This window comes from Castellaniella caeni NBRC 101664 (assembly GCF_001592225.1).
Taxonomy (GTDB): Bacteria; Pseudomonadota; Gammaproteobacteria; order Burkholderiales; family Burkholderiaceae_B; genus Castellaniella; species Castellaniella caeni.
In genome coordinates this window covers 10141-32310 of sequence record NZ_BCWN01000009.1, presented here as the reverse complement: position 1 = coordinate 32310, position 22170 = coordinate 10141, and the positions used below count along the sequence as shown (strand labels likewise).

Annotated in this window: 17 protein-coding genes; 12 read left to right on the top strand and 5 right to left on the bottom strand. The window is 67.2% G+C overall.

Annotation, left to right across the window (positions count from 1 at the left end):
• Positions 1-42: 42 nt before the first annotated feature.
• Genes alr through CCA01S_RS07455 form a run of 5 tightly spaced genes read left to right on the top strand, consistent with a single transcriptional unit; the run spans position 43 to position 4747 of the window.
• Entirely contained in the window at positions 43-1164 is a 1122-nt protein-coding gene (alr, locus tag CCA01S_RS07475; protein WP_066456343.1) for an alanine racemase, read from the top strand.
• Between the two features lie 21 nt (positions 1165-1185).
• Positions 1186-1902: an SDR family oxidoreductase gene (locus CCA01S_RS07470; protein WP_066456342.1), complete on the top strand. Its 717-nt coding sequence runs from the start codon at positions 1186-1188 to the stop codon at positions 1900-1902.
• Positions 1902-3263, top strand: coding sequence for a DNA repair protein RadA (radA, locus tag CCA01S_RS07465; protein WP_066456340.1), 1362 nt, complete (start codon positions 1902-1904; stop codon positions 3261-3263). Before CCA01S_RS07470 ends, radA begins: the two co-directional genes overlap by 1 nt.
• A gap of 6 nt (positions 3264-3269) precedes the next feature.
• Entirely contained in the window at positions 3270-4055 is a 786-nt protein-coding gene (locus tag CCA01S_RS07460) for a sulfite exporter TauE/SafE family protein (RefSeq protein ID WP_066456335.1), read from the top strand.
• On the top strand, positions 4052-4747 hold the full coding sequence (locus CCA01S_RS07455) for a 3-deoxy-D-manno-octulosonic acid kinase (protein ID WP_066456333.1): 696 nt from the start codon (positions 4052-4054) through the stop codon (positions 4745-4747). Before CCA01S_RS07460 ends, CCA01S_RS07455 begins: the two co-directional genes overlap by 4 nt.
• A 10-nt stretch (positions 4748-4757) precedes the next feature.
• Here the strand turns inward: CCA01S_RS07455 and CCA01S_RS07450 are convergent, their stop codons facing one another.
• Entirely contained in the window at positions 4758-6233 is a 1476-nt protein-coding gene (locus CCA01S_RS07450; protein ID WP_066456330.1) for an inorganic phosphate transporter, read from the bottom strand.
• A 284-nt stretch (positions 6234-6517) separates the two neighbouring features.
• Between CCA01S_RS07450 and CCA01S_RS07445 the strand changes: the two genes are divergently transcribed.
• The 3 genes from CCA01S_RS07445 (at position 6518) to phoU (ending at position 8761) form a co-directional block, all read left to right on the top strand.
• Positions 6518-6862, top strand: a complete 345-nt coding sequence (locus CCA01S_RS07445; RefSeq protein WP_066456329.1) for a PepSY domain-containing protein — start codon at positions 6518-6520, stop codon at positions 6860-6862.
• A gap of 195 nt (positions 6863-7057) precedes the next feature.
• The gene (rpiA, locus tag CCA01S_RS07440; protein ID WP_066456328.1) at positions 7058-7738 is read left to right on the top strand and encodes a ribose-5-phosphate isomerase RpiA; all 681 of its coding nucleotides are present in this window, start codon (positions 7058-7060) and stop codon (positions 7736-7738) included.
• A 303-nt stretch (positions 7739-8041) separates the two neighbouring features.
• On the top strand, positions 8042-8761 hold the full coding sequence (gene phoU, locus CCA01S_RS07435; protein ID WP_066456327.1) for a phosphate signaling complex protein PhoU: 720 nt from the start codon (positions 8042-8044) through the stop codon (positions 8759-8761).
• A 90-nt stretch (positions 8762-8851) separates the two neighbouring features.
• Here the strand turns inward: phoU and CCA01S_RS07430 are convergent, their stop codons facing one another.
• The 4 genes from CCA01S_RS07430 to argA form a co-directional block, all read right to left on the bottom strand.
• Positions 8852-9124, bottom strand: a complete 273-nt coding sequence (locus CCA01S_RS07430; RefSeq protein WP_066456325.1) for an oxidative damage protection protein — start codon at positions 9122-9124, stop codon at positions 8852-8854.
• Positions 9125-9267: 143 nt separating this feature from the next.
• Entirely contained in the window at positions 9268-10212 is a 945-nt protein-coding gene (gene rfbD / locus CCA01S_RS07425; RefSeq protein WP_232305001.1) for a dTDP-4-dehydrorhamnose reductase, read from the bottom strand.
• The gene (gene rfbB / locus CCA01S_RS07420; RefSeq protein WP_084386592.1) at positions 10206-11366 is read right to left on the bottom strand and encodes a dTDP-glucose 4,6-dehydratase; all 1161 of its coding nucleotides are present in this window, start codon (positions 11364-11366) and stop codon (positions 10206-10208) included. Before rfbB ends, rfbD begins: the two co-directional genes overlap by 7 nt.
• Positions 11363-12718, bottom strand: coding sequence for an amino-acid N-acetyltransferase (gene argA / locus CCA01S_RS07415; RefSeq protein WP_066456317.1), 1356 nt, complete (start codon positions 12716-12718; stop codon positions 11363-11365). The genes rfbB and argA overlap by 4 nt, the downstream gene beginning before the upstream one ends.
• 100 nt (positions 12719-12818) lie before the next feature.
• On the opposite strand from argA, the gene hrpA reads away from it, so the two are divergent.
• Genes hrpA through CCA01S_RS07395 form a run of 4 tightly spaced genes read left to right on the top strand, consistent with a single transcriptional unit; the run spans position 12819 to position 22131 of the window.
• Positions 12819-16694, top strand: coding sequence for an ATP-dependent RNA helicase HrpA (hrpA, locus tag CCA01S_RS07410; protein ID WP_084386591.1), 3876 nt, complete (start codon positions 12819-12821; stop codon positions 16692-16694).
• Positions 16695-16727: 33 nt separating this feature from the next.
• On the top strand, positions 16728-20198 hold the full coding sequence (gene dnaE, locus CCA01S_RS07405; RefSeq protein WP_066456315.1) for a DNA polymerase III subunit alpha: 3471 nt from the start codon (positions 16728-16730) through the stop codon (positions 20196-20198).
• The gene (locus CCA01S_RS07400; RefSeq protein WP_066456313.1) at positions 20195-21292 is read left to right on the top strand and encodes a glycosyltransferase family 4 protein; all 1098 of its coding nucleotides are present in this window, start codon (positions 20195-20197) and stop codon (positions 21290-21292) included. Before dnaE ends, CCA01S_RS07400 begins: the two co-directional genes overlap by 4 nt.
• A complete protein-coding gene (locus CCA01S_RS07395; RefSeq protein ID WP_066456311.1) occupies positions 21292-22131 on the top strand; it encodes a polysaccharide deacetylase family protein in 840 nt (279 codons plus the stop codon). Before CCA01S_RS07400 ends, CCA01S_RS07395 begins: the two co-directional genes overlap by 1 nt.
• The last annotated feature ends 39 nt before the right edge of the window (positions 22132-22170 follow it).

The following is a 22170-nucleotide window of genomic DNA, read 5'->3' as shown; positions in this document are numbered from 1 at the left end:
CAGGATGCGGCGCATCTTGCCGTTCATGTTTTTGGGGGTTCCATGCCGCGTCCGATTCTGGCAACCATCGATACCGAAGCCTTGGCGCATAACCTGCGGCAGGTTGTGCAGCGTCTTGCCAACGATGCCCGCGGCGGCCCCGCGCCGTTCGTGTGGGCGGTGATGAAGGCGCGCGGCTACGGCCATGGCCTTGAGGCCGCCGTGCGCGGCTTCGCCCAGGCCGACGGCCTGGCCATGATCGATCTCGATGAGGCCGTGCGCTGCCGCGAGCTGGGCTGGACGGGCCCCATTTTGCTGCTCGAAGGCTTCTTCCAGCCCGCCGACCTTGCCGTGCTGGCGCAGTATCGCATCGCCACGGCCATCCATTGCGACGAACAGCTGCGGATGCTGGCGCAAGGCGAGGTGCGCGCGCCGCTCGATGCCTTCGTCAAGCTCAACAGCGGCATGCACCGCCTGGGTTTTCAGCCCGACGAATACCGCGCCGCCTTCGCTCGCGCCCAGGCCTTGCAGGCCCAGGGGGTGTTGGGCACGGTGGGCAAGATGACGCACTTCGCCCGCGCCGACGATGACCCCGCGGTCACGCGCGCCCAGCTCGACTGCTTCGAGCAGGCCACGCAGGACCTGCCTGGCCCGGTCAGCGTCTGCAATTCGGCGGCCACGCTCACCCCCGGCTTTGCCGCCGGGGTGCGCGTCAGCGAGGCGCAGTGGGTGCGCCCAGGCATCTGCCTGTACGGCGCGTCGCCCTTTGCCAGCCAGACGGCGGCCTCCTTCGGCTTGCGGCCCGCCATGACGCTCAGCGCACAGCTCATCAGCGCCCACACCGTGCCGGCGGGCGAAGCCGTGGGATACGGCCAGACCTTCCGCGCGCCGCACGCCATGCGCGTGGGGGTGGTGGCCTGCGGCTATGCCGACGGCTATCCGCGCCATGCCGTCAGCGGCACGCCCATCAGCGTCGCGGGCGTGCGCACGCGGCTGGTCGGGCGGGTGTCCATGGACATGCTGGCCGTCGATCTCGACCCGGTTCCACAGGCCGGGGTCGGGGCCGAGGTGGTGCTGTGGGGGCAGGGCGGGCCGTCGGTCGATGAAGTCGCCGCCAGTTGCGGCACCATCGGCTACGAGCTGCTGTGCGCCGTGGCGCCCCGCGTGCCGCGCCGCGAATTATGATGCTGACCTCAAGGACCTTTCATGAAAAATAGCTGTGTATTGGTCACTGGCGCAACCAAGGGCATCGGCTGGGCCGTCAGCCAGCGGCTGGCCGACCAGGGCTGCCACGTGGTGGGCCTGGCGCGCCATACGGCGGACATCGATTTCCCCGGTTACCTCTATGCTTGCGACCTGGCCAATGCCGGCGAAACCGAAGAGCTGCTGCGCGTCATCCGCGAAAAATATCCGGTCGATGCCGTCGTCAACTGCGTGGGGCCGGTCGTGCCCGAGCCGCTGGGCGAAGTCGATCTGGGCTCTCTTTACCAGACCTTCGACCTCAACGTGCGCGTCGCCGTCCAGGCGGTGCAGGCCTTCGTGCCAGGCATGAAGGCGCGCAAGGCCGGGCGCATCGTCAATCTGTGCGGCCGGGCTGTCTACGGCTCGGTGGGGCACATCAGCTATTCGGCGGCCAAGAGCGCGCTGCTGGGCTGCACACGCACCTGGGCGCTCGAACTTGCCCCTTACGGGGTCACGGTCAATGCCGTGTCGCCGGGCCCGGTCGAGACCGGGCTGTTTCGGGCCGAATGCCCCGTGGGCAGCGAGGCCGAGCGCGCCGTGCTGGCCAGCATCCCCATGGGGCGCCTGGCGCAGGCCGACGAAGTGGCCGCCGCCGTGGTTTTCCTGCTCAGCGACGAGGCCGCCTTCATCACCGGGCAAGAACTGGGGGTGGACGGGGGCGGCAGCCTGGCGGGCCGTTGATGGCCAAGGTCAAGACCCTGTTCGTCTGCGGCGAGTGCGGCGGCACCAGCGCCAAATGGGAAGGCCGCTGCCCGCAGTGCGGGGCCTGGAACACGCTGCAGGAATCGCGTGAATCGCCCGCCGCGGCGGCGCACCGCTACGCCCCGCTGGCTGCCTCGACCCCCGTGCGGCGCCTAGCCGACATCGAGGCGCGCGAGCAGGCGCGCAACCCCACCGGCATCGAAGAATTCGATCGCGTCCTGGGCGGTGGCCTGGTGGCCGGGGCCGTGGTGTTGATCGGCGGCGATCCCGGCATCGGCAAGTCCACCCTGCTGTTGCAGGCGCTGGCCAGCCTGTCGCAGCAGCAGCCGGTGCTCTACGTCACGGGTGAAGAATCCGCCGAGCAGGTGGCCTTGCGCGCGCAGCGCCTCGGGGTCTCGGGCGATGGCGTCGATCTGCTGGCGGAAATCCGCCTGGAACAAATCACGGCGGCACTCACCGAGCGTCGGCCCAGCGTCGCGGTGATCGATTCCATCCAGACGCTGTATTCCGGCGAACTGACCGCCGCGCCGGGTTCGGTGTCGCAGGTGCGCGAATGCGCCGCGCAGCTCACGCGTATCGCCAAGCAGACCGGGGTCACGCTCATCCTCATCGGCCACGTCACCAAGGATGGCGCGCTGGCCGGGCCGCGCGTGCTCGAGCACATCGTCGATACCGTGCTGTATTTCGAGGGGGACACGCATTCCTCATTTCGCCTGGTGCGCGCCATCAAGAACCGCTTTGGCGCCGTCAACGAGCTGGGCGTGTTCGCCATGACCGACCGCGGGCTGCGCGGCGTGAGCAACCCCTCGGCCCTTTTTCTCGCCGGGCACTCGCGCGAGGTCGCGGGTTCTTGCGTGATGGCCACCCAAGAGGGCACGCGCCCCCTGCTGGTCGAGGTTCAGGCCCTGGTGGACACCGCCCACGTGCCTAACCCGCGCCGCCTGTCCGTCGGCCTGGAAAGCAGCCGCCTGGCCATGCTGCTGGCCGTCTTGCACCGCCACGCGGGCGTGGCCACCTTCGACCAGGACGTCTTCGTCAACGCCGTGGGCGGCGTACGCATCATGGAACCCGCGGCCGACCTCGCCGTGGCCCTGGCCATTCTTTCCTCCATGCGCGACCGGCCTTTGCCCGCGGGCCTGCTGGCTTTTGGCGAAGTCGGGCTGGCGGGCGAAATCCGCCCGGCGCCGCGCGGCCAAGAACGCTTGCGCGAAGCCGCCAAGCTGGGCTTTCGCACCGCCATCGTGCCGCGCGCCAACCTGCCGCGCCAGGCCATCGAGGGGCTGGACATCCAGCCGGTCGATCGCATCGAGGACGTGCTCGGCGTCCTGCAGGCGGGGTAGGCGTCGGTGGCGGACAGTCTCTGGCTGATTCCGGCCTGCCTGGCCGTCGGCGGCGTGATCGGTTTTGCGGGCGGCGTGCTGGGCATCGGCGGTGGGCTCATCGCCATTCCGCTGCTGGGCATCGTGCTTGGCTTCGAGCAGCAGGCGGCCCAGGGCACGGCGCTCATCATGGTGCTGCCCGCCGTGTTGCTGACGGTGCGCAAATACCATCAGCGCGCGCCCATCGACCTGAAATCCGCAGCGGCGGGTGCCGCCGGTTCGGTGGTCTTCACCTGGATCGGCGCGCAGATCGCCCTGGGCATCGACCCCTGGCTGCTGCGCCGCATCTATGCCGGCTTCGTCTTCGTGATCGCCCTGTTCTATTTTCGCGAGAGCCTCGGGCGCCAGGCCCGCGCGCGCCCGGCCAACCACTACCATGAGGTCGGCGAGGTGCGACGGCTGTGGTACTTTCTGGTGGGTATTTTCGCCGGGCTGACAGGGGGCATTTTCGGGGTGGGCGGCTCGGTGCTGGCCGTGCCTTTCATGACGACCCTGTTTCGCCTGCGCCAGACCTCGGCCCAGGCCCTGGCGCTGACCATGATCGTGCCCGGCACCGTCGTGGCCCTGGCCACCTATGCCTGGCACGGCCAGGCGCACGGCCTGGTCGGCATTCCGCTTGCCCTGGGCAGCCTGCTGTGCGTGCCCTATGGCGTGCGCCTGGCCTATGCCATGCCCGAGGCGCGTCTCAAATTCATTTTTGCCTGCATGCTGCTGGTCATCATGGCCCTGCTGCTGGCGCGGGGAAGCGCATGAACTCCATTCCGCCCACCTGGGAAAAACGCGCGGATGCCGACGGCGCGGTGTGCATCCCCAGCCGCCTGTCCGCCGTCTGGCAGCCGGGCTGGCTGGATGTCGGTCGCCCGGACGCGGTGCCGGTGGCCGAAGGCGGGCGGCAGGCGGCCTGGTTTGTCGATGGGGCCCACGGGGCCGCCGTCCTGCGCCACTACCGGCGCGGCGGCCTGCGCGCGCGCCTGGGACGCGCATCGTACCTGTGGCTGGGCGAGGCGCGTGTGCGATCGTTTGCCGAGGTGCGCGTGCTGGCCCACTTGCGCCAGGCGGGCGTGCGGGTGCCCGAGCCCCTGGCCGCGGCCTACTGGCGCCAGGGCCTGTTCTACCGGGCTGCCATCCTGATTGCGCGCATCCCGCAGGCGCGCACGCTGGCCCACCGCCTGGCCGCGGCTGATCCACAGGCTGTCGCGCGGGCCATCTTCGCCATGCACGAGGCCGGGGTCTGGCACGCCGATCTCAACGCCTTCAACATTCTGTTCGATGCGCAAGACCGCGTCTGGCTCATCGATTTCGATCGTGCGCGCCTGGGTGTCGTGTCGTCGGAACAGCGGCGCAAAAACCGGTTGCGCCTGCGCCGGTCTCTGGTCAAGGTCGTCGGCGCGCGCGCAGTGCCGTGGTGGGACGCACTGGATTCGAGCTACCGGCAGCTATCCTGACGACTGCCGCTCACATCTCCAGCAGCAGCACGGTCACGCTGAACAGGCCCGCCGACAGCAGCATGCTCACGGGGAAAGTCAGCACCCAGGCCAGCAGGATGGTGCGCACCGTGCCCCGTTGCAGGCCACTGCAATTGGCCACCATGGTGCCCGCCACGCCCGAGGACAGTACGTGGGTGGTCGAGACGGGCAGGCTGAACGCGTTGGCCACGCCGATGGCCGCCACGGCGGTAATCTGGGCCGCCATGCCCTGGGCGTAGGTCATGCCCTGTTTGCCGATCTTCTCGCCCACGGTCAGCACCACGCGGCGCCAGCCCACCATCGAACCCACGCCCAGGGCCAGCGCGACGGCGGCGATCACCCAGAGCGGCGCGTATTCCGTCGTGGCCGTGAGCTCGGTGCGCAGGCGCTGCAGGTCGGCCGCCTCGTAGCTGGGCAGTACGCCGAGCTGGGCCACCTTGCGCGCCGTGTCGTCCAGGCACAACAGGTAGCGGCGCACGTGGCGGCGGGCATCGAGCGGCAGCCCCTCATAGCTGCGCACGCCTTCCAGGCTGTGGCGCACCGCCTGGATCGCGGACAGCGTGTCCTGCGGGTCGCAGTGGGTGTCGGAGGGCAGGGGCGCGCGGGGCGGGCGCTGGAGCGCCAGGTAGTCGCCCAGCGTATCGGCGTTGCGCTGGTAAAGGTCGCCCAGGTGGGCGGCGGCGTCGTAGGTGCGTTGAATCTGATAAGGGGTGCTGACGGGGTCGAGCACGAATTTGGCCGGGACGATGCCGATGAGCACCAGCATGATGAGGCCGATACCCTTCTGGCCGTCGTTGGAGCCGTGCACGAAGCTCACGCACAGGGCCGAGAGCACCAGTACCAGCCGATTCCAGAAGGGCGGGTGTTTCTTTTTGTCGATCGCGCGGCGCTCTTCGGGCGTTTTGTGCATCTTCGAGCCGACGAAGACTTTCTTCAGGCCCAGCAACAGGGCTGCCGCCAGGGCGAAGCCGGCCAGCGGCGAAATGATGAGCGACAGGCCGATCTCCAGTGCCTTGCCCCAGTTGACGCCGACCCCCACGGGCAGGCCGGTCAGCAGGGCATTGGCCAGACCTACCCCCAGGATCGCGCCGATCAGCGTGTGCGAGCTGGACGCCGGGATGCCGAAGTACCAGGTGCCCAGGTTCCAGGCGATGGCCGTGGCAAGCACCGAATACACCATGCTCAGGCTGCGTCCGCTGCCCATATTGAGCAGCAGATCGACCGGCAGCAGGTGGACGATGGCGTAGGCCACGCCCACGCCGCCCAATAAGACGCCCAGGAAATTGCAGATCCCCGAAAAGAGGACTGCCAGGTGCGGGGGCATGGCCTTGGTGTAGATGACGGTGGCCACGGCATTGGCCGTGTCGTGAAAGCCATTGATGAATTCGAAGACCAGCACCAAGGCCAGCGCCAGCACCAGGCTGAGCCCAACCGCGAGCGGCAGGCCGGAGAATAGGTCGAACATGATAGGGTTGCGTTCGGGAGACGCCGAATTATTGCAAATTTGGCGACGGAGGGTTTGGATGGGCCTGTTCCAAGGAGGGGCGGGGAACGAGACATGGCTCCGTTGCAGGCCTCGGGCCTGACCTGGCGGCCCTGCGGCGACGGGTAGACGCGCGATCAGATCGGCCAGTCTCCGTGCCAAGGTGAACACCCCATGAACAGACCCTTCACCGTCGGTTCATGCGCTCCCTGAAATAATGCCCTTGCTTCAACACATTTCAGGGCTTCATCCCAAGGAGATACACCATGACCTTTCTGTCTACTCGTCGTCTGCTCATCGCCTCTGCCGCCGCCTTTGCCTTATCGACGTCTCTGGGGGCTCAGGCGCAGTCGGCCTCGCCCGCGTCGGCCACGCCAGTTGCGCCCGCCCAGGCTGCTGCCTCGCTCGCGCCGCGAGGGGCGCAGCTGGACATCAGACAGGTTTTCAAACGTATGCAGGACGCCGGCATGCACAGCATCAGCGAAATTGATTGGGACGATGGTCGTTACGAAGTCAAGGCCACCAATGCGCAGGGCCAGCGCGTGAAACTCTACGTCAATGGAACGACAGGGGCCATCGAATACACGCGCATCGTCAATAGGCACCGTTAATCGGCGGCAGGCTCCAACCGTCCTCGGCCCCACTGACGCGGGCAGGCTTTTGCGGGGTGTCGGCGTGGCGGGGCGGTTGGCTTGGGCCGGTTCCTGCCGTGCTCGATGGCGGCCTTGCCCGGCTCAATTGCCCGTGGTCGGGGCTCCCCCGTAAAATAGGCGTCTTCTGATCACGATATCGAACGGACGCTCCCCATGTTTTCCCAGGATGAACTCAAACAGCAGGCCGCCCAGGCCGCGCTCGATTACGTGCTGCCACAGCTGCAGCCCGACAGCATCCTGGGGGTGGGCACGGGCTCGACCGTGGATCGCTTCATCGATCTGCTGGCCGCCCACCGGGCGGATTTCAAGGCGGCGGTGTCCAGCTCCGAGCGCAGCACGCAGCGCCTGCGGGCGGCGGGCGTCACGGTGCTGGATCTCAACGACGTGTCGTCCATGGCGCTCTACGTGGATGGTGCCGACGAAGTCGATCATCAGCTCAGCATGATCAAGGGTGGGGGCGGGGCGCTGACGCGCGAAAAAATCGTCTCCTCGGTGGCGGATCGCTTCGTGTGCATCGTCGATGAGTCCAAGCTGGTCGAGCAGCTGGGGGCGTTTCCGCTGCCCATCGAAGTCATCCCCCTGGCGCGCGAGGCCGTGGCGCGCGAAGTGCGCCAGCTGGGCGGCCAGCCCGTGCTGCGTGCGGGCTTTACCACCGACAACGGCAACCAGATTCTCGACGTGGCCGGGTTGCGCTACGGCGACCCGATTGCCTTCGAAGCCATGCTCAACAACATCCCGGGCGTGGTGTGCTGCGGCCTGTTTGCCATTTCGGGGGCCCACGTGGCCCTGGTGGCCGGGCAAAACGGCGTGTCGCGGCTGGAATTGCAAGACTGAGGGCACGCCCGGGCGGGGTGAAGCAGCCGTTGTTCCCGCACCGTTGTTCCAGTGGGGGGAGGCCGGTAGCCGATAGCTGGCGGTGGCTGACGGCTAGTGGCTGATGGTTGATGGCTGGCGGCGGCTGTCACGCCGCTGTCATATCGGCTTGCTATCCTGCCACCAGGTGGCTGGCTGCATGCGCCAGATCGCCGACGAGCGCACGGGATGTCCACAACGCTCTTTTCTTTGCAATTGCCGGGCGTGATGGTACGCTTTGCGCTCGTTGAATGCGCCTGCGCGGCAGGCGGATAGAGGTCTCCGATGCTGGAACACACCAATAAGCAATTTCACAGCGAACTCGAAACCACGCGCTCCATGTTCCTGCAGATGGGTGGCCTGGTCGAATCCATGGTGCTCGACGGCATCCAGGCGCTGACCGAGGGCGAAGTGCAGCTGGTCGAACGCGTGCGTGAGCGCGAGCGGCAGGTCAATCAGTTCGAGGTCGATATCGACGAGCGCATCAGCCAGCTGATTGCCCGCAATCAGCCCACGGCGGTCGACCTGCGCCTGCTGCTGTCGGTTTCCAAGATGCTGACCGACATGGAACGCTGCGGCGACGAGGCCGACAAGATCGCTAAGGTGGCGCGTCGCCTGCACGAGGGCGATTCCAGCTACGAACCCGTGGTCGAACTGCGTCACATGGGCGACGCCGTGGCGGCGATGATCCGCGCGGCGCTGGACGCCTTTGCCCGCGAAGACCCGGTGGCCGCCGCCCAGGTGGTGCGCAACGACAAAGAGGTCGATAAAGAGTGGAAGGCCTCGCTGCGTCACATCATCACCTACATGATCGAAGACCCGCGCACCATTTCGCACTCCATCGATCTCATCTTCATCGCCCGGGCGCTCGAACGCATTGGCGACCATGCCAAGAACATGGCTGAACGCGTCATCTACATGGTGCGCGGCGACGACGTGCGCCATACCGGGGTCAACAACACCGAGCGCATGGCGCGCGGCGAGCCACCCGAGCCGCGGCACTAGGCCGCTTGCTGCCCTGTTGCCCGGACGCCCGCTTGCTGCGGTGCTGCGTACGGGTATGGCCGCTGTGCCGATCAGGCGATCGGTGGCGTATCAGGTGCCCGGCGGCGTGTAGCCCTGCGCTTCGACGTGTTCGTCCTCGAACAGAAACGCCTTCATGCGCTCGGCCAGAAAGCGGCGGGCTTCGGGCTCGGCCAGGCTGAGATGGTTTTCATTGACCAGGCGCGTCTGGATGTCCAGCCAGGCGGCCCAGGCTTCTTTGGATATCTCGCGCCAGATGCGCACGCCCAGATCGCCAGGGTAGGGCGGGTAGTCGAGGCCGTCGGCCTCGCGCTTGAGTTTGTGGCAGTAGATCGTGCGGGCCATGACGGCAGTGTCCTCGATGAATGCTTGAAGCGTGAATGCGGCAACGGCTATTTTAGTGGCAGGCCCCTGCCGACTGTGAAGCCGGTTGCTGGCAGGCACGATGCATGCCGTCGGGCGAGTGGGCGGGGTGCTGGAAGCCCGGGTCACAGGCCCTGCCGCTGCCAGTCTTGCAGCACGCAGGCCAAGCCGGCGCGCCAGTCGCGGGCGACGGGCCCCAGCAGGGATTCCAGGCGGGCGCAGTCCAGCCGACTATTGGCGGGGCGCGGCTCGGGTGAAGGCCATTCGTGTGCGGCGATGGGGGTCACGGCGGGGACTCGCACAATCAAGCCCAGCGCCAGTGCCTGCTGGAAGATTTCCAGGGCGAATTCGTACCAGCTGACATCCGGGCTGCCGCTCAGGTGGTACAGGCCGCCAGGCGTTTGCGCGGCGGGCCGCAGCGCCAGGGCGTGTAGCACGTGCGCCAGGTGCCCCGCCCAGGTAGGCCCGCCGCGCTGGTCGGCGATCACGCGCAGTTGCTCGCGTTCGCGCCCCAGGCGCAGCATCGTGCGCACGAAGTTTGCGCCCCAGGCGCTGAACACCCAGCTGGTACGGATGATCAGCGCCTCGGGCACCGCCTGCAAGACGGCCTGCTCGCCCAGCAGCTTGCTGCGTCCGTAGGTATTCAGGGGTGCGACGGGGTCGGTCTCGCGGTAAGGACGCCCCAGGTGCCCGTCAAAAACGTAGTCGGTGGAAACGTGCAGCAGGCGCACGCCACGCGCGGCGCACAGCCGGGCCATTTGGCCCGGCGCCTTGGCGTTCAGGGCCAGTGCCTGTTGCGGCTCGTGTGCGGCCTGATCCACTGCCGTGTAGGCCGCCGCGTTGATGAGGCAGTCGGCGGGATGCGCGTCCAGCCAGCGCGTCAGCGCTTCGGGCTGGGTGATGTCCAGTTGCTGGTGGCTGGCGAAGCAATAGCGCGCAGCCCCTGTCTCGCGCGCTGCCAGGGCCTGCAGCGCACGGCCCAGCTGGCCATTGGCCCCGGTGACCAGAATGCGCGGGCCGGTGCCAAGGCCGTCGCCTGTGGCGGACGGCGATTGGCCGGACGTCAGCACGATGCGCTGCCGTGCGCGCCTGTTGTCGGACTGTCGGCGATCGCAGCGCCCGACCCTTTGACAGCCGTATCCTTGGTGGCTGTTGCGATTTGCGGCGCGAGGCCCAGGCGTTCGCGCTGATAGCTGCCGTCCTGCACGCGTCGGCACCAGTCGCGCTGCGCCAGATACCACTGCACGGTCTTGCGCAGGCCGCTGGCAAACGTTTCTTCCGGTGTCCAGCCCAGGGTGTGCTGGATTTTTGCCGCGTCGATAGCGTAGCGCCGGTCATGGCCCGGGCGGTCTGTCACGTGGGTGATCAAATCGGCATACCGACGCACCCCGGCGGGGTGTTGCGGTGCCAGTTCTTCGAGCAGGGCGCAGATGGCCCGCACCACGTCGATGTTGCGCTGCTCGTTGTGGCCGCCGATGTTGTAGGTGTCGCCCGGCGTGCCGGCCTCGACCACGCGCAGCAGGGCGCGCGCGTGGTCTTCCACGTACAGCCAGTCGCGCACCTGCAGGCCTGCGCCGTAGACGGGCAGCGGCTTGCCGTCCAGCGCGTTGAGGATCACCAGCGGAATGAGTTTTTCTGGAAAGTGATACGGCCCGTAGTTGTTCGAGCAGTTGGTCACCAGCACCGGCAGGCCGTAGGTGCGGTGCCAGGCGCGTACCAGGTGATCCGAACCGGCCTTGCTGGCCGAATAGGGCGAGCTGGGCGCGTAGGGCGTGGCTTCGGTGAAAAGGCTGTCGGTGCCGTCCAGGTCGCCGTACACCTCGTCGGTGGAAATATGGTGGAAGCGAAACGCCTGCCGGGCAGGGGCGTCCAGACCTGTCCAGTAGTGCCGCGCCGCTTCCAGCAGCGTGTAGGTGCCCACCATATTGGTCTGGATGAACGCCGCCGGCCCGTCGATGGAACGATCCACGTGCGATTCGGCGGCCAGGTGCATGACGGCGTCGGGCTGGTGCCTGGCGAAGGCCCGCGCCAGGCCCGCCGCATCGCAGATGTCCAGCTGCTCGAAGGCATAGCCTGGGTGATCCGCGACCGGCGTCAGTGATTCCAGGTTGCCCGCGTAGGTGAGCTTGTCGATGTTGACCACGGTGTGCCGCGTGTGCGTCAGCACGTGGCGGATCAGGGCCGAGCCAATAAAGCCGGCCCCGCCGGTGACGAGAATTTTCATAGTCGCTTGATGAAGACCAGGCTGTTGCGCGAGCGGTTGTAGTGGGCGCGTTTGTCGTGGGGCAGGTCGGAGACGCCGCCTTGCACGAAGCCGCGTTTGAGAAACCAGTGCGAGGTGCGCGTGGTGAGCACGAACAGGCGCCGCACGCCCAGCGCCCGGGCGCTGGCCTCGGCGTGGCGTAGCAGCTTTTCGCCGTCGCCCGCGCCTTGCCATTCGGGGTGGACGATGAGACAGGCCATTTCGGCCATGCCTTCGTCCAGGTAGGGGATGAGCGAGACACAGCCGTAGATGACGCCATCGTGCTCCAGCACAGTGAAGCGTTCGACGTCGCGCTCGATCACGGCGCGTCCGCGCGGCACCAGCGTGCCGTCGGCTTCGAGCGGTTCGATGAGCTGCACGATGGCGCCGACGTCGTCGGCCACGGCGGGCCGCAGATCTTCGAGCGTGTCTTCGACCACCATGGTGCCCACGCCGTCGTGGGTGAAGATTTCGAGCAGAATGCTGCCGTCCAGCGTATAGGGTACGAGGTGGGCGCGCGCCACGCCGCGCTTGACGGCCAGCGAGGCGTGGCGCAGGAAGGCGCTGGTGTCTTCGTCCAGGATGTCTTGTGCCAGCAGTTCGTCGGCGTCGGCGCGCGCGAGTTCGGTGTCCACCGAGCCGTCGGTTTCGGTGACGGTGCGGTTCTGCGTCAGGAAAATGAGTTTTTCCGCCCGCAGGGCCACGGCGGCGTTGGTGGCGAGGTCTTCCATGGCGAGGTTGAAGGCTTCGCCGGTGGGCGAGAAGCCCAGGGGCGACAGCAGCACGATAGCCCCCTGGCTGATGACGTTGCGCATGGCGTCGATGTCCAGCTTGCGTACCGTGCCCGCGCGCTTGTAGTCCACCCCGTCGATGACGCCCACGGGCCGCGCCGTGACGAAGTTGCCCGAAATGACGCGAATCTTGGCGTGCGACATGGGCGTGTTGGGCAGGCCCTGGCTGAAGGCGGCCTCGATGTCCAGGCGGATTTCGCCCGCCGCCTCTTTGGCGCATTCCAGGGCCTCGGGCGTGGTGGGTTCGGTGCCGCGGCCAAACTGGGTGCTGTAGCCTTTCAGGCGCAGCTGTTCGTTGACCTGGGGGCGCGAGCCATGCACGAGCACCAGCTTGATGCCCAGCGCCGACAGCAGGGACAGGTCGGCCACCAGGTCTTCGAGGCCGCCGTCTTCGATCAGTTCGCCGCCAAAGGCCACGACGAAGGTCTTGCCGCGAAAGTCGTGCACGTAGGGCGCCACCTCGCGAAACCAGCGCACGAACTGGGCAGCGGCAAACTCGGGGGCATCCTGGGCGGAGTAGGTATCGGTTTCAGTGGCGCTCATGGCAGACGGTTCGTGGCGGGGCTAGACCTCGAAATTATAATAAGGGATTGGCCCACCCCATTGGCGTGTGGGCCGACTTCATTTTGCGGGATTCCTTGCTTTGCCAGAAAAGACCCCTGACGCCGCCGTGCCGCCCACGCGCCCCTCTCGACGAGCCCCCCGCGCGGCGGGCGCCCGCGCCCATGCCCGCCCCGCGCCCGGCCCCCAGCCCGCGGGCGCGGGCGATCGTCCCTTGCCCGCCATCCAGTATCCCGAAGAGCTGCCCGTCAGCGCCTGCCGGGACGAGATCGCGCGCGCCATCGCCGGGCACCCGGTGGTCATCGTCTGCGGCGAGACGGGCTCGGGCAAGACCACGCAGCTGCCCAAGATCTGTCTCGAACTGGGGCGCGGCCGCCAGGGCATGATCGGCCACACCCAGCCGCGCCGGCTGGCGGCCACGTCGGTGGCCCAACGCGTGGCCGAAGAACTCAAGACTGAGCTGGGCGACTGGGTGGGCTACCAGATTCGCTTCAGCGAGCGCGCCGGGCCAGCCACGGCCATCAAGCTGATGACCGACGGCATCCTGCTGGCCGAAACGCAGCGCGACCCGCTGCTGCGCCGCTACGACACCCTCATCATCGACGAGGCCCACGAGCGCAGCCTGAACATCGACTTCCTGCTGGGGTTTCTCAAGCGACTGCTGGCGCGCCGCCCGGATCTCAAGCTCATCATCACCTCGGCCACGATCGATGCTGACCGCTTTGCCCAGCATTTCGGCACGCCCAATCGTCCGGCTCCTGTCATCCAGGTGTCGGGGCGGCTGTATCCCGTCGAGCTGCGCTACCGCCCCGTGCGCGAAGACACGGCGGACGATGCCGCACAAGGCCGGGGCGATGAAGAACGCGACCTCGTCGATGCCGTGGTGGACGGGGTGGACGAGTGCGCCCGCCACGGCACGGGCGACGTGCTGGTGTTTCTGCCCGGCGAGCGCGAAATCCGCGAGTGTGCCGAGGCCTTGCGCAAGCGCCATCCGGTGGGCGCGCTGGTGTTGCCGCTCTATGCCCGCCTGTCGCGCGCCGAACAAGAGCAGATTTTTCACCCCAAGGGCAATACCCGGCGCATCGTGCTGGCCACCAACGTGGCCGAAACCTCGCTCACGGTGCCGGGCATCCGCTACGTGGTCGATAGCGGCCTGGCGCGCATCAAGCGCTATTCGTGGCGCAGCAAGGTCGAGCAGCTGCGCATCGAGCCCATCAGCCAGGCCTCGGCCAACCAGCGTGCCGGACGCTGCGGGCGTCTGGGGCCGGGTGTCTGCGTGCGGCTGTACAGCGAGCAAGACTTCAAGCAGCGGCCCGCGTTTACCGACCCCGAAATCCTGCGTTCTTCGCTGGCCGCCGTCATCCTGCGCATGAAAGCCTTGCGCCTGGACGACGTCGAGGCCTTTCCCTTCGTCGAACCGCCCACGGGGCGTGCGATTGCCGACGGCTACCAGCTGCTGCAAGAGCTGGGGGCGCTCGATGAGCGCAATCACCTCACCGCCGTGGGCCGTTCGCTGGCCAAGCTGCCGGTCGACCCGCGCGTGGCGCGCATGATCTTCGCCGCGCACGAGCAGCAGTGCCTGGCGGAAATCCTCGTCATCGCCTCGGCCCTGTCGATTCAAGACCCGCGCGACCGCCCCATGCAGGCGCGCGAGGCGGCGGACAACGCCCATGCGCAGTTCCGCGACAAGCAGTCCGAATTTCTCGCCTGGCTCAAGCTCTGGGCCTGGTATGGCGAGCAGGTGGCGCACAAGGCCTCGCAGCGCAGGCTGACCGAGCAGCTGCGCGCCAAGTTTCTCTCGCCTATCCGCCTGCGCGAATGGCACGACACGCACGTGCAGCTGCTCACCCTGGCGCGCGAGCAGGGCTGGCGCCTGAACCAGACGCCCGCCACGCGCGAACAGATCCACCTGGCCTTGCTGGCGGGCCTGCTGGGCAATATCGGCATGAAGTCCGACGATGCCAACCTGTACCAGGGCGCGCGCGACATCCGCTTCGCCATCCATCCGGGTTCGCCGCTGCAGAAAAAGGCCGGGCGCTGGGTGCTGGCCGCCGAACTGGTCGAGACCACGCGCCTGTATGCGCGCTGCGTGGCCCAGATCGAGCCCACCTGGGTCGAGCGCGCGGGCGCGCACCTGCTCAAGCGCGCCTGGTCGGATCCGCGTTGGGAAAAAAAGGCCGGTCAGGTGGTGGCCAACGAGCGCGGCACGGTCTATGGCCTGCCGGTGTACACCGGCAGGCGCGTGCACTATGGTCGCATCGACCCCAAGGCGGCGCGCGAGATCTTCATCCGCGACGCGCTGGTGCCGGGCGATATCGACAGCAAGCTGCCCTTCATCGCGCACAACCGCCGCCTGATCGCCTCCATCGAGCGCCTGGAGCATCAAAGCCGCCGTCCCGACATCCTGGTGGACGACGCGCTCATCTACGCCTTCTACGACCAGCAGATTCCGCCCGAGATCAGCCAGACGGCCTCGCTGGAAGCCTGGTTTGCCACGCTCGACCCGCAGGCGGCCAAGCGTCTGAACCTCAACCGCGACGACCTCATGCAGCACGATGCGGCGGGCGTCACCACCGAGGTGTTTCCGCGCCACCTGCGGTGGGCGGGCGCCGAGCTGGCCGTGGATTATCACTTCGAGCCCGGTTCGCCGCGCGACGGCATGACGCTCACCGTGCCGCTGTTTGCCCTCAACCAGATCGATGCCGCGCGTTGCGAATGGCTGGTGCCGGGCATGCTGAAAGAAAAGGCGCACCTGCTGCTGAAATCGTTGCCGCAAAAATTGCGCCGCCACTGCGTACCCTTGCCGGATTACGCCGCCGGCTTTCACGAGCGCTGGTTCGAGCGCGCCGCCGATCCCGGCATGGGGCTGATCGATGCGCTCATCGGCGACATCTGGGATCAGCGCCGCGTGCGCGTGCTGCCCACCGACTTCAAGCTCGAAACGCTGCCCGCGCACCTCTTCATGAATTTCAAGGTGGTGGACGAGCATGGCCGCATGCTCTCGGGCGGGCGCAGCCTCGACCAGCTGCGTGCCGAGCATGGCCGTCAGGCGCAGGCCTCGTTTCAGCAGCTGGCCGCTCGCGACCAGGCGGCGGCCCAGGTACTGGAGCACGAAAACCTCACTGGCTGGACGTTCGGCGCCTTGCCTGAGCTGTTGGAAATCCATCGGCGCGGCCAGTCGCTCATCGGCTATCCGGCCCTGCGCGATCGGGGCGATTGCTGCGAGCTGGACGTCTTTGACGATCCACAGCAGGCGCGCCGGGTGCATCAGGGGGGCTTGCGGCGGCTTTTTCGCCTGGCCCTGCGCGAGCAGGTGCGCTATCTGGAAAAGAACCTGCCCGATTTCACCCGCATGGCCATGCTGTATATGGATCTGGGCACCCAGGAAGAGCTGCGCGACCAGCTGATCGACGCCGCCGTCACGCAGGCCTGCCTGATGGATCCCTGGCCCGAGGACGCCGCGGCCTTTGCCGCGCGTTGCGACGAGGGGCGCGCGCGCCTGGGCTTGCTGGCCCAGGAGCTTGCCCGGCTGGTGTCGGCCATTTTGCAGGAGCGCGCCGCCGTGCAGAAAAAGTTGCCCCAGGCCCGCTCGTGGCCCCAGGCGCAACAAGACATGCGCCTGCAGCTGGACGTCCTGGTGGGCCACTACTTCGTGCGCGACACGCCGCCCGAACAGCTCAAGCACGTGCCGCGTTATCTGAAAGGCGTGCAGATGCGCATCGACAAGCTGCGCGACGATCCCGACCGCGACGCGCGCCTGATGGCCGAGATGGCGCCCCTGATCACGCCCTGGCAACGTGCGCGCGCCGCCCTCAAGGGGGCGCCCGACGCGCAGCTGGAAGCCTTTCGCTGGCAGCTCGAAGAGCTGCGCGTGGCCCTGTTCGCACAGACCCTGCGCACGCCGTTTCCGGTGTCGGTCAAGCGCCTGCAAAAAGCCTGGGCGGCCATGCCGCGTTAGCCCGGCGCCCTTCAGTACAATTCCCCCATGACGATGTCTTCCGCAAGCCCTTCTTTTGTCCATCTGCGCAGCCACTCCGAATTTTCGGTGGTGGACAGCATTGCGCGCATCCCCGACCTCATCAAGCGGGCCAAGGCCTTTGGCCAGCCCGCCATGGCGCTCACCGACCTGTGCAATCTCTTTGGCTGGATCAAGTTCTACCGGGCGGCGCGCAAGGCGGGCATCAAGCCGGTGGCGGGCAGCGACGTCTGGCTGCACAACCCGGACGACACCGACAAGCCGTTCCGCGTGCTGCTGCTGGCCCCGCAGCACGCTGCGTATCTGCACCTGTGCCAGCTGCTCAGCCGCGCCTGGATCGAGGGCGGCCAGCGCGGCCGGGCCGAAATCCGCCGCGAGTGGCTGTCGGGCGCAAGCGGCATCATCGTGCTTTCGGGCGCGCGTGCGGGCGACGTCGGCTGCGCGCTCGAAGCCGGGCGCGAAGACGAGGCTGCCCGTCTCGCGCGACAGTGGGCGGCCGATTTTCCCGGCAATTATTTCATCGAGCTGCAGCGCGCCGGCTTCGACGGCGACGAGGCCTATGTGCAGGCCGCCTTGCGGCTGGCGGCACAATGCGGCGTGCCCGTGGTGGCCACGCACCCCATCCAGTTCATCGAACCCAGCGATTTTCGCGCGCACGAGGCGCGCGTGTGCATTGCCGAGGGCGAGCTGCTGGGCAACCCGCGCCGCGTCAGACGCTTCACGGCCGAACAGTACATGCCGGACACCGACGAGATGGCGCGCCGCTTTGCCGACGTGCCCTCGGCGCTGGCCAATACCGTGCAGATCGCCCGGCGCTGCAACCTCACGCTGACCCTGGGCCACCCCGAACTGCCGCTGTTTCCAACGCCCGACGGCGTGTCGCTCGACGATTACATGGTGCACCTGGCTAACGAAGGCCTGCAGCGGCGCATGGCGCAGCTGTATCCCGATGCCGCCGAACGCGCCCGGCAGATGCCCACCTATCAAGAGCGGCTCGACCGCGAATGCCAGACCATCGTCAAGATGGGCTTTCCGGGCTACTTCCTCATCGTGCAAGACTTCATCAACTGGGGCAAGGGGCATGGGGTGCCCGTGGGCCCCGGGCGCGGTTCGGGGGCCGGCTCGCTGGTGGCCTTCAGCCTGGGCATCACCGACCTCGACCCCTTGCGCTACGACTTGCTGTTCGAACGCTTTCTCAATCCCGAGCGGGTCTCCATGCCCGACTTCGACGTCGATTTCTGCCAGGACAACCGCGAACGCGTCATCGAGTACGTCAAAGAAAAATACGGCCGCGATGCCGTCAGCCAGATCGCTACCTTCGGCACCCTGGGCGCCAAGGCCGTGGTGCGCGACGTGGGTCGGGTGCTCGAAATGCCCTATAGCGTCTGCGACAACCTGTCGAAGATGATCCCCTTCAATCCAGCCGACCCCTGGTCGCTCGAACGCACGCTGGAAAACGAACCCGCCTTTCGCGAGCGCTACGATACCGACGAGGAAATCCACGCGCTCATCGACCTGGCCAGGCCGCTCGAAGGGCTGACGCGCAACATCGGCATGCACGCCGGGGGCGTCATCATCGCGCGCGGCAAGCTCACCGACTACACCCCGCTGTACTGCCAGCCGGGCAGCGAAACCAGCGTGGTCTCGCAATACGACAAGGGCGACGTCGAAGACGTGGGGCTGGTGAAGTTCGACTTCCTGGGACTGCGCAACCTCACCATTCTGGATTGGGCCGTGCGCTACGTGCGCGAGTTCAATCCCGACAAGCGCGACTTCGACATCATGAGCCTGCCGCTCGACGATGCTGAAACATACGCCTTGCTGTCCTCGGCCAACACCACGGCGGTCTTCCAGCTCGAATCGCGTGGCATGAAAGAGCTGCTCAAGAGCATGCAGCCCAACACCTTCGAAGACGTCATCGCCTTGCTGGCGCTGTTCCGTCCGGGGCCGCTCGAATCCGGCATGGTGGTCGATTTCGTCAACCGCAAGCATGGCCGCGCCGAAGTCGATTATTTCCATCCCGACCTCGAACCTGTGCTCAAGAGCACCTACGGCGTCATCGTCTACCAAGAACAGGTGATGCTGATCTCGCAGATCATCGGCGGCTACTCGCTGGGCGGCGCCGACCTGCTGCGCCGCGCCATGGGCAAGAAGAAGGTCGAGGAAATGGCCAAGCACCGGGCCATTTTCCAGGAGGGCGCGGTCAAGAAGGGCTACGATGCCGACCTCGCCGCCCACCTCTTCGACCTCATGGAAAAGTTCGCGGGCTATGGCTTCAACAAGAGTCACTCCGCGGCCTACGCCCTGATTTCCTACCAGACGGCCTGGCTCAAGCGCTATCACCCGGCCGAATTCCTCGCCGCCACGATGTTGTCCGACATGGACGACACCGACAAAATCCAGGTGTTCTGGCGCGATGCCCTGGACAACGGCGTGGCCGTGCTGCCGCCCGACGTCAACGCCTCGGGCTACCGTTTTGCGCCAGTGGCCGACGAGCACACGGCCAAGGGCCAGCCGCCGCGCACCATCCGCTATGGCCTGGGGGGCGTGAAGGGCACCGGCCAGGCGGCGGTCGAGGCCATTTTGGCGGCGCGCGAGGCGGGCGGCCCCTTTGCCAGCCTGTTCGATTTCTGCGCCCGGGTCGATCGTCATACGGTCAACCGGCGCACCATCGAGGCGCTTATCCGCGCCGGTGCCTTCGACACGCTCGAAGAAAACCGCGCCGCGCTGCTGGCGACACTCTCCAGCGCCATCGAGGCGGCCGAGCAGGCCGAACGCAACGCCAACCAGTGCTCGCTGTTTGCCGATGAGTCCGACCAGCTGGTGGCGGGCGAGCTGGCCCGCGTCACCCCCTGGGATTTGCAAACCCGCCTCACCGAAGAAAAGACCGCCCTGGGCTTTTATTTCAGCGGTCATCTGTTTGACGCCTGGCGCGATGAAATCCGCCGCGTGGCGCCCACGCCGCTGGCGCGCCTGGCGCCCGCGCGCGGCCAGCAATGGCTGGCCGGCGTGCTGGCCGCCGTGCGCGTGCGCATGACCAAGCGCGGCAAAATGCTCTACGCCCTGCTGGACGACGGCAGCGCGCAGATCGAAGTGGCGATCTTCAACGAGATGTACGAACAGTACCGCAACAGCCTCAAAGAAGACCGCCCGCTGGTCATCCAGGGGCGCGTCAGCCATGACGATTATTCGGGCGGCCTGCGCGTCTCGGCCGACGAACTCTACGACCTGCAGCGCGTGCGCGAAACCCGCGCGCGCAGCCTGCGCCTGTCCGCCCCCCGGGGCCTCAGTCCCGACCAGCTGCAGACGCTGCTGGGCGACTGGCGTTCGGAATCCGGCGTGCCCGTCGAACTGCGCCTGCAGCAGCCGGGCTTTTCGTGCCTGCTGCGCCTGGGCGACGAATGGCGCGTGCGCATGGACGACACCCTGATCGCCAACGCGCGCCAGTGGCTGTCCTACGACCAGGTCGAGGTATTTTACGGATGAGGCCGCTGCGCATTCTGCACGCTGAGGCTGCTACCGGTTTTGGTGGCCAGGAAGGGCGTATTTTCAAGGAAATGTGCGCCATGCGGGCTGCTGGACATCATCTCGAAGCCCTGTGCCAGCCGCACGCCAAGCTGACGACACGCTTGCGCGACGAAGGGTTTCAGGTACATACCTTGCCGATGGACGGCCTGCGCAATTATGTGCGAGGCGTGTGGCAGACCCGCGCTATTCTTCGAGCAGGCCGCTTCGACGTGCTCAACACGCATAGCCGCCGCGATACGCTGTTGGCCGGCGTGGCCGCGCGCCTGGCGGGCACGCCCCTTATCGTGCGCACCCGCCACCTGGCAGTCAGGCCGAAGTCTTTGCTGGCCTATACCTGGGTGCCGCACTGCGTGACGACGGTCAGCGAGCACGTGCGCCGTCTGCTCATCGAACGCGGCGCCGCGCCCGACCGGGTGGCAACGGTATATTCGCCCATTGCGCTGCCGCCCCCCGTTGCCCAGTCCACGCTGCGTGCCGAGCTGCGGCTGCCCGACGCGGCGGTGGTGGTCGGCTGTGTTGCCGTCCTGCGCGAGAAAAAAGGCCATCGGGCCTTGATCGACGCCATGGCGGGGCTGCTGCGGCAGCGCCCGGACGTGTTTCTCGTGCTGGTGGGCGACGGCTCGCCTACCTTCGAGGCCTTGCAGGCGTATGTACACAGTCTTGGCTTGCAGGCCAAGGTGCTGTTCACCGGTCGGCGGAATGACATCGCCAACGTGCTGGCCGCCTTCGATCTCTTCGCCCTGGCAACCGAACAAGAAGCGTCGGGCACCGTGTTCGTCGAGGCCGCCGCGGCAGGGCTGCCGGTCATCGGCACGGATGTGGGTGGCGTCGCCGAGATGTTGCACGACGGCGTGACGGGCCTGCTGGTGCCCCTGCATGATCAAACGGCGCTGGCCGATGCCATCCAGGCGCTGGTAGACGATCCAGCACGCCGCCGAGCCATGGGTCAAGCTGGGCAGCGGGCAGTCCATGAAGAGGGCCGCTTCACCTTGGACGCGCTCGTGCGTAACACCGAGCAGTGCTATACCCAGTGGCTGAAAGAGGTGAGCTGATGGCTGGCAATATCGTTCCCGTGCTGATGTACCATCACGTGCGCCCCGGTGGCGGCATGATCACGACCACACCCGAGCACTTTGAAGATCAGCTGCGCTGGCTGGCCCGGCGCGGCTATACGGCGCTGAGCACAGCGGAATTCATCCGCCACGTCCGGCACGGCGGCGCGCCGCGCCGCTCGGTGCTCATCACTTTCGACGACGGTTACCTGGACAACTGGGTGTATGCGGCGCCGCTGCTGCGCCGCTACCACATGCGTGCCACCATTTTTCTGGTGACGGGCTGGGTGGGGCAGGGGCCTGTGCGGCCCTGCCTGGGCGGGCCCGACCCGCTGCCCGAGACCCCCGAACACCGCGAGTGCGAGCGCCGGATCGCGCAGGGACGCGCCGACGAGGCTATCTTGCGCTGGTCCGAGGTGCGCGCGCTGCAAGATCAAGGCACCGTCGAGTTCCACAGTCACACGCACACCCATACCCGCTGGGATTTGCTGGATGCCGACAATAAAAATGCCCATATGCGCGACGAGCTGGCCCAGTCCCGCGCCTGCCTGCGTGAGCAGCTGGGCGAGGTGTCGGATCAGCTTTGCTGGCCACAGGGTTACTTTGATGCCGACTACGTGCGGATTGCGCATGAGGCCGGGTTCCAGCATCTCTACACCACGCGCGCGTTTGGCCGCAACCGGCCCGGCAGCGATCTGGCGTCGATCTACCGCTTTGCCGTGCGCGATACCACGGGGGCCTCGCTGGGCCGTCGAATTCAGGTGGCCGCCCACCCGCTGCTGGCACCTGCCTTCAACACCTGGAAGCGCTGGAAAAAGGGGCTGTCCTATGTCGGCTGAACGCCTGTCACGACAGGTGCGCCGCACGCCGCCGTGTTC

What these genes read in the sequence shown, in the direction of transcription:
- rfbB (WP_084386592.1), bottom strand. Translation starts at nt 11,366, where the DNA reads ATGAAAATTCTCGTCACCGGCGGGGCCGGCTTTATTGGCTCGGCCCTG.
- alr (WP_066456343.1), top strand. Translation starts at nt 43, where the DNA reads ATGCCGCGTCCGATTCTGGCAACCATCGATACCGAAGCCTTGGCGCAT.
- rpiA (WP_066456328.1), top strand. Translation starts at nt 7,058, where the DNA reads ATGTTTTCCCAGGATGAACTCAAACAGCAGGCCGCCCAGGCCGCGCTC.
- dnaE (WP_066456315.1), top strand. Translation starts at nt 16,728, where the DNA reads ATGTCTTCCGCAAGCCCTTCTTTTGTCCATCTGCGCAGCCACTCCGAA.
- CCA01S_RS07450 (WP_066456330.1), bottom strand. Translation starts at nt 6,233, where the DNA reads ATGTTCGACCTATTCTCCGGCCTGCCGCTCGCGGTTGGGCTCAGCCTG.
- CCA01S_RS07445 (WP_066456329.1), top strand. Translation starts at nt 6,518, where the DNA reads ATGACCTTTCTGTCTACTCGTCGTCTGCTCATCGCCTCTGCCGCCGCC.
- argA (WP_066456317.1), bottom strand. Translation starts at nt 12,718, where the DNA reads ATGAGCGCCACTGAAACCGATACCTACTCCGCCCAGGATGCCCCCGAG.
- phoU (WP_066456327.1), top strand. Translation starts at nt 8,042, where the DNA reads ATGCTGGAACACACCAATAAGCAATTTCACAGCGAACTCGAAACCACG.
- CCA01S_RS07430 (WP_066456325.1), bottom strand. Translation starts at nt 9,124, where the DNA reads ATGGCCCGCACGATCTACTGCCACAAACTCAAGCGCGAGGCCGACGGC.
- CCA01S_RS07470 (WP_066456342.1), top strand. Translation starts at nt 1,186, where the DNA reads ATGAAAAATAGCTGTGTATTGGTCACTGGCGCAACCAAGGGCATCGGC.
- radA (WP_066456340.1), top strand. Translation starts at nt 1,902, where the DNA reads ATGGCCAAGGTCAAGACCCTGTTCGTCTGCGGCGAGTGCGGCGGCACC.
- CCA01S_RS07400 (WP_066456313.1), top strand. Translation starts at nt 20,195, where the DNA reads ATGAGGCCGCTGCGCATTCTGCACGCTGAGGCTGCTACCGGTTTTGGT.
- CCA01S_RS07395 (WP_066456311.1), top strand. Translation starts at nt 21,292, where the DNA reads ATGGCTGGCAATATCGTTCCCGTGCTGATGTACCATCACGTGCGCCCC.
- CCA01S_RS07455 (WP_066456333.1), top strand. Translation starts at nt 4,052, where the DNA reads ATGAACTCCATTCCGCCCACCTGGGAAAAACGCGCGGATGCCGACGGC.